Origin of the sequence: Stieleria sedimenti (genome assembly GCF_025060895.1) — a bacterium.
GTDB classification, from domain to species: Bacteria; Planctomycetota; Planctomycetia; order Pirellulales; family Pirellulaceae; genus Stieleria; species Stieleria sedimenti.
Genome location: NZ_JANZKV010000096.1, coordinates 27,442 through 41,258, shown reverse-complemented (window position 1 = coordinate 41,258; position 13,817 = coordinate 27,442). Strand labels below are relative to the sequence as shown.

Below are 13,817 nucleotides of genomic sequence, written 5' to 3'. Positions count from 1 at the left end.
CCGACATCGATGCGGGCCTGATCACGTACGATCATGATGGCAGCCAAACTTCATCGGACAGTTTTGACTTCACGGTCGACGACGGCGCGGGCACGACGACCAGCAGCACGTTCAATTGGACGATCAGTAATGTCAACGATGCTCCGGTAGAGGCATCGATCGAAGGCAGCACGCTGGCCTACACGGAAAATGACGGCGCGGTGGCGATCACGTCGACGTTGACTCTGAGCGATGTCGATGATACTAATCTGGAATCTGCCGTGGTTCAGATCACTGGCAACTACACCAACGGCCAAGACGTGCTGACGTTCGTGAACCAAAATGGGATCAGCGGCGTTTGGAACGGGGGGGCCGGCACGCTGACGCTTTCCGGCACGGCAACGGTGGCCCAGTACGAAGCGGCGCTGCGGAGCATCACCTACACCAACAGCAGCGACAACCCATCGACGTTGACCCGCACCGTTGCGTTCACGGTCAACGATGGCGATGTGGATTCCAACACGCAAACCCGCGACATCTCGATCGCGGCGACCAACGATGACCCGACGGGGACGGGATTGCCGAGTGACATCACGGTGACCGAAGACGTCAGCAGCAATGTCGATCTGTCGGCTCTCAACCTGAGTGACTTGGATGAGAACGGCGGCAACCTGACCGTCACGCTATCGACATCGACGGGCGGCGATCTATCGGCATCGACCGGTGGCGGAGTCACCGTGGGTGGATCGGGAACCGGCACGCTGACCCTGACCGGAACACTCGCCGATTTGAACACGTTCTTGGATACGCCGGCCAACATTCAGTACTTGCACTCTGCGCCGCACACGTTCGGCAACGACGCCGACACGATCCAAGTCGTTGTCAACGACGGCGGCAACACCGGCAGCGGCGGTGGAACGGATCAAACGATCGGCACCGTCAACGTCGATATTACCGCGGTCAATGATGAGCAGGTGCTGGCGACCAACACCGGTGACACGGTCCCGGAAGGCTCGGTCGGCAACACCGTGGCCACGGCGATGCTGGAAACGACCGACGTCGACAACACGGACAGCCAATTGGTTTACACGGTTGATGCGGTGCCGACCAACGGAACCCTGTACCGTCTCGGTTCAGCGTTGAACGTCAGCGACACCTTCACGCAAGCGGACATCGATGCGGGTCTGATCACGTACGATCACGACGGCTCGGAAACGACGAGCGATTCGTTCGACTTCACCGTCGACGACGGCGCTGGGACGACGACCAGCAGCACGTTCAATTGGACGGTCAGTAATGTCAACGATGCTCCGGTGGAAGCCTCCATCGAAGGCAGCACGCTGGCCTACACGGAAAATGACGGCGCGGTAGCGATCACGTCGACGCTGGCGCTGAGCGACAGTGATGACACAAACCTGGAATCGGCCGTGGTTCAAATCACCGGAAACTACGCTAGCGGCGAAGATGTGTTGAGCTTCGTCGACCAGAACGGAATCAGCGGCGTCTGGAACGCGGGCAGTGGGACGATGACGCTGACCGGCACCGCGACGGTGGCCCAGTACGAAGCGGCACTGCGGAGCATCACCTACACCAACAGCAGCGACAACCCGTCGACGGCGACACGCACGGTTTCGTTCACTGTCAACGACGGTGACGTGGATTCGAACACGCAGACGCGTGACATCTCGATCGCCGCGACGAACGATGATCCGACGGGCGCCGGACTGCCGAGCGACATTACGGTCACCGAAGACGTCAGCAGCAACGTCGATCTGTCGGCGCTCAACTTGGCGGACCTGGATGACAACGGTGGCAATTTGACGGTCACGCTTTCGACGTCCACCGGCGGCGATTTATCGGCCTCGACCGGCGGTGGAGTGACCGTGGGTGGATCGGGCACTGGAACACTGACCCTGACCGGAGCACTCGCCGACTTGAACACGTTCTTGGATACGCCGGCCAACATTCAGTACTTGCACGGCACGCCACACACGTTCGGTAACGACGCCGACACGATCCAAGTGGTCGTCAACGATGGCGGCAACACAGGTTCCGGTGGCGGAACGGATCAGACGATCGGCACGGTCAACGTCGATATCACGGCCGTCAACGACGAACAGGTGCTGGCGACCAACACCGGCGACACGGTCCCGGAAGGTTCGGTCGGCAACACGGTGACCACGGCGATGCTGGAAACGACCGACGTGGACAACACGGACTCGCAATTGGTTTACACGGTTGATGCGGTGCCAGCCAACGGAACCCTGTACCGTCTCGGTTCTGCGTTAAGCGTCAGTGACACGTTTACCCAGGCCGACATCGATGCGGGCCTGATCACCTACGATCACGACGGCAGCCAAACTTCATCGGACAGTTTCGATTTTACCGTCGATGATGGCGCCGGCACGACGACCAGCAGCACGTTCAATTGGACGGTCAGTAATTTCAACGACGCTCCGGTGGAAGCATCGATCGAAGGCAGCACGTTGGCCTACACGGAAAACGATGGCGCGGTGGCGATCACGTCGACGCTGGCGCTGAGCGATGTCGACGACACGAACCTGGAATCTGCCGTCGTCCAAATCACCGGAAACTACGCTAGCGGCGAAGACGTATTGACGTTCGTGGATCAGAACGGCATCAGCGGCGTCTGGAACGCGGGCGCCGGCACGCTGACGCTGACCGGCACCGCGACGGTCGCCCAGTACGAAGTGGCCCTGCGGAGCATCACCTACACCAACAGCAGCGACAACCCATCGACGTTGACCCGCACCGTTGCGTTCACGGTCAACGATGGAGACGTGGATTCCAACACGCAAACCCGCGACATCTCGATCGCGGCGACCAACGATGATCCGACGGGTGCAGGCCTGCCGACAGACATCACGGTCACCGAAGACGTCAGCAGCAACGTCGATCTCTCGGCGCTCAACCTGGCGGACTTGGATGAGAACGGCGGCAACCTGACCGTCACGCTTTCGACTTCAACCGGCGGCGATCTATCGGCATCGACCGGCGGCGGAGTGACCGTGGGTGGCAGCGGCACGGGCACGCTGACCCTGACCGGAACACTCGCCGATTTGAACACGTTCTTGGATACGCCGGCCAACATTCAGTACTTGCACTCTGCGCCGCACACGTTCGGCAACGACGCCGACACGATCCAAGTCGTTGTCAACGACGGCGGCAACACCGGCAGCGGTGGCGGAACAGATCAAACGATCGGAACGGTTAATGTCGATATCACTGCGGTCAATGATTCACCGAACTTGGTATCGAATACAGGGATGACGGTTGCCGAGGGATCGACGGGAGTCGCGATCACGCCGGGCATGCTCAGCGGTAGTGACGTTGACGACGCTTCGATGGACTTGACGTACACCCTGACGGACGACGTCGACAACGGGACACTGACTTTGGCGGGATTCGGAACGCTCTCGCTCGGCGATTCCTTTACCCAGGCGGATCTGGACAATGGAGACGTGACGTACAGTCACGACGACAGCGAGACGGCCGGCGATGGCTTTGGGTTTACGCTCGCCGATGGCGGTGAAGACGGCGCGTCGGCGATCGCCGGGAGCTTCACCATCACGGTGACTCCCGTCAACGACAATGCGATCAGCGCGATTGCTGACGTTGATCCGTCGGCCAATTCCGTTGCCGAGGACGCGGTGTCCGGAACCCTCGTCGGGATCACCGCACTGGCAAGCGACGCAGACGCTGGGGCCACAGTCACGTATTCGCTCGACGACGACGCCGGCGGTCGATTCTCGATCGAAACCACGACGGGGATTGTCCGAGTCGCCGGAGCGCTGGATCACGAAACGTCGTCGAGCGAAACGATCACGGTTCGGGCCACGAGCAGTGATGGTTCGACGACCACGATGACGAACTCGATCGCCGTCACGGATGTCAATGAAGCTCCCGCGGCGACCGGGGAAGCGTTCACGGTGCCGATCGGTGAAACGTTGTCCGTGGGAGTGGCGGGGGTGATCTTCAACGACACCGACATCGATGGTGATACGCTGGCGATCGTGTTGGTTGCCGGGCCGACCAACGGCACGTTCAGTTTGGATCCGGGCGGCAATTTCACCTACACACCGAACGCGGGCTTCTTCGGCCAAGACTCGTTCTTTTACCGAGTCACCGACGGGACGCTTTCGAGCAATGTCGCCGAGGTGGTCCTTGAAGTGCCGGTTGTCGCGCCGGTGGACGGCACGTCCAATCCGCTTCCGGGCGACGAAGTTGTGGCGGACGAAACACCGGATTCGGAAACGCTGACGGAGTCTGAGTCGGAGTCGGAATTCGAAACGGAAACCGACAATGCGGCCGATGAGAGCGAAGCGAGTGAGTCGACCGATGACGGGGGCAGTTCATCAGCCATTGCCGTTCCGCTCGTTTCACCGATTCAAGGGGGCGTGGGAGAACGGTCGTCAAACGAAGCGGCGGAGCGTGCTGCGGCGGAACGCACGGCGGATGAGTTGGCGGCGTCAGAGCAGCGGCTCATCGCCTCCTACACAACCGTTCAGAACTCGGCAAACTTTGTTCTCTCGTATTCGCCGGAACTCGAGCAGCTCGAACGCTTGCTTCAGCAAGATTTGCAGCAAGCGATCGTTTGGACGCAGTGGGATGATTATCAGGAGCAGGAACAGTCTCCCGTGACCGTGGTGGTGGGCGCCGCCGGAGCAGGGATGAGCGTGTTTTCGGTCGGTTATGTGTTCTGGGCATTGCGCGGAGGCGCCTTGATGTCGGTGTTCGCATCGAGCCTTCCGGCATGGCGATTCATCGATCCGATCGCGATGCTGTCGGCCTATCGTAGTTCACAATCGAAACTCGACGAGGGGTTGGAGTCGCTATTGAGCAGAGGTGATTCCGCGGCACCCTAAGTTGAAAAGTTGGCGGAGCATTCGGGTTGCAATCGTTAACTTCAGGTTGATCACTGCGATCGGCAAGATCCCTCGTCGAGGTTGTCCGTCATTGACGAGACCGAGCAAAGATCTCATCCGGTTCCGCCGGTTCGCATCCTACCTTTGGAAGAGCCCTGCCGATCGATGTGGGGTCGATGTGCGTTTGTCGACCTTCTGTGAAAGCCCGGAACGAATCCTTGACTGTAAAGAAACCCAGACGCGTTTTCGACTTCTACTTGCTGGAAGACCGAATACTGCTCAGTGCAGAGGGTTTTGCAGAGGGTGCGGCGGATACACCGGCGGACGTCGAGCTTCTCGACTCGATGTTGGTTCAGATGCTCGAATCGGGTCCGGCAGGCGCCGCGGACGAGTGGGGCGACTCTGCTCTCGGCGAGATTGCTGTCGCCGAATCGGAACAATCATTTCTCGGCCAGTCCGTCGAGTCTCCTCGCTTCGATCCGTCACGTCCGCTCGAAGTCGTCTTCATCGATGAATCGGTGGAGGACGCCGAAGTGCTGTTGGACGGACTTCGCGACCAGTCCGTCGATGGAACGCAGTGGTGGGTCGTCCGTCTGTCATCGGATGAAGATGGGATACGCCAGATCACCGAAGCGCTCGGTGAACTCTCCGGTGTCGACGCGGTCCATCTGGTCAGCCATGGGGATCGACAGGGGCTGCAACTTGGCAACGCGCGGCTGGACTCCGAGACGATTTGGGCGTATTCGGGCGACATCGCTTTGTGGGGCGGTGCCTTGGATCCCGATGCCGACTTGTTGCTGTATGGATGTGACTTGGCCGGATCCGACGACGGACGTGCCTTGGTGGATTCGATCGCGGTCCTGTGTGATTGCGATGTCGCGGCCAGCGACGATGTGACGGGGCACCAGGCACTCGGCGGCGATTGGGACTTGGAGTACACGTTGGGTGCGATCGAGACGTCTGTCGCGTTTGATGTCCAGTCGCAACAGAACTGGAGCGGCGCGTTGGCGACGTTTACCGTCACGAATGTGAACGACACCGGTGCCGGATCACTGCACCAAGCCATCTTGGATGCCAACGCATTGTCGGGGTTGGACACCATCGAATTCAATCTCAGCGGGCCAGGGCTGCATTCGATTTCTCTTTCGACTGCGCTCCCGACGATCACGGACGCGGTCTTGATCGACGGCTACACCCAATCCGGTTCGTCGGTGAACACGTTGTCGACCGGTGACGATGCGGTACTCCAGATCCAGCTCGACGGATCGTCCGCCGGAACGACATTTGGCCTGGACCTTGGCGCAGGTAGCGATGGCAGCACGATCAGGGGACTGGTGATCAACCGGTTTGAACTCGGCGGAATCCAAATCGCCAGCACCGGCAACTCGATTCTCGGTAACTTCATCGGCACCGACAGCAGTGGTGGTTCCGATCTGGGTAATCTGCAGGACGGGATCACGATCGTTGCCAACAACAATACAATCGGCAGCGCGGCGGTCGCGGATCGCAATCTGATCGGTGGAAACGATGGCGCCGGGATTGAAATCGGTGCGGGGGTCAGTGGTACCGTGGTGCAGGGCAATTACGTCGGCACCGATGCGACCGGCATGAGTGCCTTGGCCAACCAAGGCGATGGAATTGCGATCGCCGGATCCGGCAACACGATCGGCGGCACGACAGCCGGTCAAGCCAACGTGATCGCCTACAGCGTCGGCGACGGTGTTCAGGTTGAATCGTCGGGAACCGGCAATTCCATTCTCGGCAACTCGATTCATTCCAACGGTGGTTTGGCGATCGATTTGGGAGGCGACGGTGTGACGGTCAATGACGGCGAATTGACTCCCACCCCGGACCTGGATTTCGGTGCCAACGATTTACAGAATTTCCCTGTGCTCACGGCGGTCGCATCGGGACCCTCGACGACGATCGTCGGCACGCTGGCGTCGACGCCCGGTCGCTCGTTCCGGATTGAGTTTTTTGCCAATGCGACCGGTGACGCCAGCGGCTACGGCGAAGGCCAGCGTTTTCTGGGCTTTGTGAACGTCACGGCCGATGGAACCGGCGATGCATCGTTCAGTCCGACGCTGGGATCCGCAGTCGCAGTCGGTGAAGTCATCTCGGCAACGGCGACGGACTTGACCACCAACGCGACGTCCGAGTTTTCGTCGAATCTGATCGTCAACAGCAATAATGCTCCGGTGCTGGATAACACTGGCACGATGACGTTGAGCACGATCAATGAAGACGAATCGTCCAACGCCGGACACTCCGTGGCTTGGATCATCGCCAGCGCCGGTGGTGATCGAGTGACCGACATCGACTCGGGATCACTCGAAGGCATTGCGATCACGGCGACCGCCGATGGCAACGGTGACTGGGAATACTCGACCGACGGCAGTAGCACCTGGCTGGCCGTCGGCAGCGTTTCGGACAGCTCTGCGCTTCTGCTGCGAGACACGGATCTGGTTCGGTTTGTCCCCAACGGCCGCAACGCCACTTCGGCGAGTTTTGATTTTCGGGCCTGGGACCAGACCAGCGGAACGTTCGGAACGAAGGACGACACGTCCACCAACGGTGGCAGTTCGGCATTCAGCACGTCGATCGAAACCGCCGACATCACCGTCACGAGCGTCAATGACTCTCCCGTCCTGAATTCCGCCGCCAGCCCGGAATTGGAAGGCGTGGCGGAGAATGCACCTGCACCGGTCGGTGCGGTGGGCACGTTGATCACTTCGTTGGTCGACGACGCGACGCCGTCCGGTGAACTCGATAACGTCACCGATGTGGATGGCGGTTCGATGCTGGGAATCGCGGTGACCGGTGTCGATGCGAGTAACGGAACCTGGTTCTATTCGATCGACGGCGGATCGAATTGGATCGCGATGGGACCGGTCAGCGACAGTTCGGCCCGATTGCTGGCGGCCGATGCAAACACACGTGTCTATTTTCAACCCAACCCCGGGTACACCGGCGAGGTCGCCAGTGCGCTAACGTTCCGCGCCTGGGATCAAACAACCGGCGGCAACGGTTCTCTGGCCGATGTGTCGATCAACGGGACGACGACCGCGTTTTCCGCCGCGACCGATACGGCATCTCAGTTGGTCAACGACGCTCCGGTGTTGGACAACACCGGGTCGATGACACTGACAACGATCAACGAAGACGAGGTGACCAACGCGGGTGACAGCGTGGCGTCGATCATCGCCACCGCCGGCGGGGACCGGATCACCGACGTGAATCCCGGTGCGGTCGAAGGGATCGCCTTGATCGCGACCAACAACGGCAACGGAAGCTGGCAATATTCGCTCGACGGAGGCACCAACTGGTCGAGCGTCCCGAGCGTTTCCGACACTGCGGCACTGCTGCTGCGCGACAGCGATTTCTTGCGGTTTGTGCCCGATGCGGAGAACGGTACCGCGCCGACGGTTACATTCCGGGCTTGGGATCAGGCGTCCGGAGTGGCCGGGACCGTCGTCGATGCTTCCAGCAATGGGGCGGCGACGCCCTTCAGTTCGGCAACCGAAGTCGCATCCATCACGGTGACCGATGTCAACGACGCGCCGGTTCTGGATTCAAGCGAAAGCCCGATCCTGGACGGTCAATACGAAGACGCCCCGGCGCCGGTCGGGGCGGTCGGTACGTTGATTACCTCGCTCGTTGATTTCGCTTCTCCCTCCGGTCAAGTCGACAACATCAGCGACGTTGACATCGGGGCGTTGCTGGGGATCGCCGTGACGGCAGCCGACACGACCAACGGTTCGTGGTTTTATTCGGTCGACAATGGGGCCAATTGGAATCCGCTCGGAGCGGTTAGCGACAGCTCGGCGCGACTGCTCGCCGCCGACGCCAGCACACGACTCTATTTCCAGCCGGACCCCGACTACAACGGCCAGATCGCCTCGGCAATCACCTTCCGAGGTTGGGATCAAACGTCGGGCGTTAACGGAGCGTTGGCCGATGCTTCGGTCAATGGAACGACGACCGCGTTTTCCATCGCCAGCGACACGGCTTCGCTGTTGGTCAACGATGCTCCAATCCTGGACAGTTCGGGGGTGATGACCCTGACGACCATCACCGAAGACCAAGTCAACAACGTCGGTGATACGGTGGCTGCGATCATCGCCAGCGCCGGCGGGGATCGCATCACCGATGTCAATTTTGGACCGGTCGAAGGCATTGCGGTGACCGCAACCGACAACGGTAACGGTTATTGGCAGTACTCGATCGACGGTGGCTCGTCGTGGTCGAATGTCGCAACCGTGTCGGACACCTCGGCGCTGTTGTTGCGCGAAAATGATCTGCTGCGTTTTGTTCCCGACGCCAAGAACGGAACTCCGCCCACGGTCACGTTCCGGGCCTGGGATCAGGCGACCGGAACCGCGGGCACCACCGCTGACACCTCCATCAACGGTGCGACGACGCCCTACAGTGTCGCCACCGAAGTTGCCTCGATCACGGTGACGGATGTCAATGACGCACCAGTGCTGGACAATAGCGGCGTCATGACGCTAACGTCCATCACCGAAGACGATCTGGCCAATTCGGGCAATACGGTCGCCAGTGTCCTGTTGAGCGCCGGTGGCGACCGCATCACCGACGTTGACATCGGGGCGGTCGAAGGGATTGCGATCACGTCTTGGAACAACGGGAACGGCACCTGGCAGTTCTCGACCGATGCCGGGGGATCCTGGAGTGACATCGGAGCTGTATCGAACACGTCGGCGTTGTTGTTGCGTTCAAACGATCTGATTCGACTGGTGCCCAATGGCGTCGGCGGCACGTCAGCCGATGTGACCTTCCGCGCCTGGGACCAATCCATCGGGGCGTTCGGAACCAAAGTCGACACGTCCTCCAACGGCGGAATCACCGAGTTCAGCTCGGTCACCGAAACGGCTGCGATCACGGTCACGGATGTCAACGACGCGCCGGTGTATGATCCTGCGGGTACGACGACGCTTTCGACTCTTACCGAGGACGAGACGGCAAACGGCGGAGACACCGTCGCATCGATCATCGCCAGCGCCGGTGGTGACCGGATGACCGACGTGGACGCCGGGGCATTGGAAGGGATCGCGATCACGGCGCTGGTCAGTGGCGGCGGCACTTGGCAATACTCGGTGGACGCCGGGGCGAATTGGACCGACATCGGTTCGGTTTCTAACGCGTCGGCACTGTTGTTGCGGGGCAGCGATCTGGTGCGATTCGTGCCCGACGCGCAGAATGGAACGACCGCCAGCTTTGACTATCGCGGTTGGGACCAATCCGCGGGAACCGCCGGCACGAAAGTCAGCACCGCAGCCAATGGTGGCACGTCCGCGTTCTCTACGGCGATCGAATCGGCAGACATTGTTGTCACCAGCGTGAACGATGCTCCCGTGGTCGACAACACCGGCAGCATGACATTGACGTCGATCAATGAAGACCAAACCAACAACGCCGGCGACACGATCAGTGCGGTCCTTGCCAGCGCCGGTGGTGACCGGATCACCGACGTTGACAGCGGAGCCATCGAAGGCGTCGCGATCACCTCGCTGTCCAGTGGCAACGGCACCTGGGAGTATTCCACCGACGGAGGATCGTCCTGGTTGACCCTCAGCGGAGTCTCCGATTCATCGGCATTGTTGTTGCGACCGGTCGACCTGGTTCGTTTCATCCCCAACGGCGAATCAGGCACGACGGCCAGTTTTGATTTCTATGGCTGGGACCAAACCAGCGGGACGGAAGGAACCAAAATTGACGCGACCGTTCGCGGCAGCGTCACGGCACTGAGCAGTGCGGCTGAAACCGCCAGCCTGACCGTGACCGACGTGAACGATGCGCCGGTCACCGGCAGCTCCGGAGGCCTGGCGGCTTATTCGGAAAATGCCGTGGCGACAGTCGTGGATTCACTGCTGACGATCACGGATGTGGATCCCGTTGATTTCAACGGCGGACAATTGACGGTCACGATTTCAACGAACGCCACCGCAGACGATCGATTGACGATCTCGCCCGGCGGTGCGATCACCTTGCTGGGGACGGGGGTTTATCACAGCGGCACACAAGTCGGGACGCTGGCCGGTGGCACGGGGACGGCACCGCTGGTGGTCACGTTTAATGGCAACAGCACACCCACGATTGCTCAGGAAGTCGGACGACGGGTCAGCTATTTCAACGTCTCGGACGATCCCTCTTCATCGCTGCGCACGATCGATTTTGTGGTGACCGACGGCGACGGAGGCACGAGCAATACGTCACAACGGTCCCTGTCTGTGACAACCGTCGATGATGACCCGGTCGCGGTCGACGACCACCACGGACTGAAATTTGACGGCATCGACGACGCGGTGAATATGGGTGTCAGCGCTGTTCTGGAAGTCAGCAACCAACTGACCATGGAGGCCCGTATTCGCCCCGATGCTTATCCGGCGTCATCCAGCATCATTCTGAACAAGGAAGGCGAGTACGAAATCGGCATCACGTCGACGGGCAACCTGCGGTGGGCCGTCGCGAACACCACGCCCGGTTGGGCCTGGCATGACACCGGGTCTATCGTCCCGCTCAATGAATGGACTCACGTTTCGGTGGTCTATGACAACGGCACGATGAGCACTTACGTCAACGGCAATCTGGTCGAAACCTACTATGGTTCGGGCAGCATCGGGGATGCGCACCCAACAAAGGATGACTTCATCGTCGGCGGCCGACAAAACAACCCGGTCGGGCAATATTTTTCCGGAGAGATCGACGAAGTTCGAATTTGGAACGTCTCCAGGACTCAGAACGAAATCCGCACCAGTGTTGATCAACCCTTGGCCGGAACCGAAACGGGCCTGATCGGTTATTGGAGCTTTGATGAAGGGGCGGGGGCGAGCACCGCTGACTTGACAGCCAATGCCAATACGGGATCACTCGTCGATGGGGGTTCTGGCACGGTCGGGCCGCAGTGGACCGGCTATCTGACCAATCAGGACACCACGCTGACCATCAATCTGGCCGACGGAATTCTGGGCAATGATCTCGATGGAGAGGGAGATCCGCTGACCGTCACCCAGGTCAACGGCAGCGGGGCGAATGTCGGTTCGACGCTGACCTTGCCATCGGGAGCCCTGTTGACCGTCGCTGCGGGAGGGGACTACCAGTATGATCCCAACGGCGTGTTCGATTATCTCGCGCTGGGACAAACGGCGATCGATTCGTTCACCTATCAAGTCGATGATGGCAACGGCGGAACCGACACGGCGACAGTGAAGGTGACCATCACCGCGATCAACGACGCTCCCCTGGGCACAAACCTGAGCGCGGCCGAAACCTACACCGAGGACGCTTCGCTGGACCTGACGGACATCGTGGTCAGCGATATCGATGACGCCAATTTGACGGTGACGTTGACGCTCTCTGACGCAGCAGCCGGATCGTTGAGCACCGGCACGTCGGGCGCGGTGACGTCGTCCTTTGCCGCCGGCGTTTGGACCGCCAGCGGTGCGGTGGCGGATGTCAATGCGCTGCTGGCCGGCGTCACGTTCTCGCCGACTGCGGATTACGCGAACGACTTCACGATCGCGACCAGCGTCGACGATGGATTGGCACCACCGGTCACGGGAGTCAAAATGATGACTGCCACTCCGATCAACGACGTACCCGTGCTGACCGCCGGCGCGTTGAATGATTTGACGGTACTAGAGAATTCCGGATTCACGTCACTGGGATTGGGTTCGGTCAACTACGGGCCCGGCGGCGGAAGCGACGAACTAACTCAAACACTGACCTATCAAGTGACCCTGGTGCCGTCTGCGTCCCTCGGAGAAATCTTCTTGGCCGATGGGGTGACCACCGTCACCACGTCCACGTACAGCTTGGCAGAGATCCGGGGAATGCAGTTCAAACCCTCTGAAGGTATCAACGGCGGACCGACTTACTTCTTGTATCAGGTGATGGATGACGGCGGCGGAACCGACACACTTGCCCAATCGATTCAACTGACAATCACCCCCGTCAACGATGCTCCCGTTGCCACCTCGGATTCCTACGCGGTTGGTCCCGCTGCGACGTTGTCGGTGGCTGACCCGGGAGTGATTTTTAATGACAGGGATGTGGACGGAGATGCGATGTCGACGATCCTCGTGACCGGTCCGAACCATGGGACGTTTTCATTGCAGCCCGGTGGCGCGTTCACGTACACACCCAACGCCGGCTTCTTTGGACAAGATTCGTTTTTCTATTCGGTGACCGATGGTTTGCTGGTCAGTGGCGCGGTCGAGGTGACGATTGAGGTTCTCCCGGCAACGGGGCATTCGCCGGTGACGCGTTCGCCCTCGGATCCGACGATCGAACCCGAGGCTTTAACAACGTCAGAGAGCCAAACCGCCACGGAAGATGCATCGGATCCGTTGTCCGAAAGTGATTCGTCAGACGAGTCTCAAACCGACCCGTCCGCTAGCAGCGATGCCGCGGCGATCCAAGCCGCACTGGACGCCGCCGCACGAGCTGCACGGAATGCATCAAGTATCGGTGGGGGGAACCCTGCGGGCGTCGACGCTGACCTGCCCGGCGAATTGCAAGGCGGTGCAGCGGGACGGCTCTTTGACGCGTACGGAGTCTCCGACAACCAGGTTTCCGCTGGAAGGTCGTCTTCATTCGAATCGACGCAACTGGAACGTTTGCTTCAACAGGACATTCGACAAGCGATCCTCTGGACTCAGTGGGATGATCTCGAGCAGCACGAAGAATCTCCGATGCTGGTTTACGTCGGGGCCGCGGGCGCCGGGATGAGCGTGTTTTCCATCGGATACGTGTTCTGGGCACTACGCGGCGGCGCCCTGATGACAGTGTTCGCATCTAGCTTGCCCGCATGGCGGTTCATCGATCCGATCGCCATGCTCTCGGCCTATCGTAGCGTTGGGGCTGCGCCGGACGAGGGACTCGAAGCGTTGCTCAACCGCAGGAAATAGACGTTCACTTCGTCCAGCGTTC

At 60.3% G+C, this 13,817-nt stretch carries 2 protein-coding genes; both read left to right on the top strand.

Features of this window, described 5'->3' with window-relative positions; genetic code table 11:
* Positions 1-4,865 (top strand): cadherin-like domain-containing protein (locus tag NZK35_RS13750; protein ID WP_259633110.1); only part of this gene is annotated, 4,865 nt, incomplete at its 5' end.
* Between the two features lie 218 nt (positions 4,866-5,083).
* Positions 5,084-13,795, top strand: a complete 8,712-nt coding sequence (locus NZK35_RS13745; RefSeq protein ID WP_259633109.1) for a DUF4347 domain-containing protein — start codon at positions 5,084-5,086, stop codon at positions 13,793-13,795.
* The last annotated feature ends 22 nt before the right edge of the window (positions 13,796-13,817 follow it).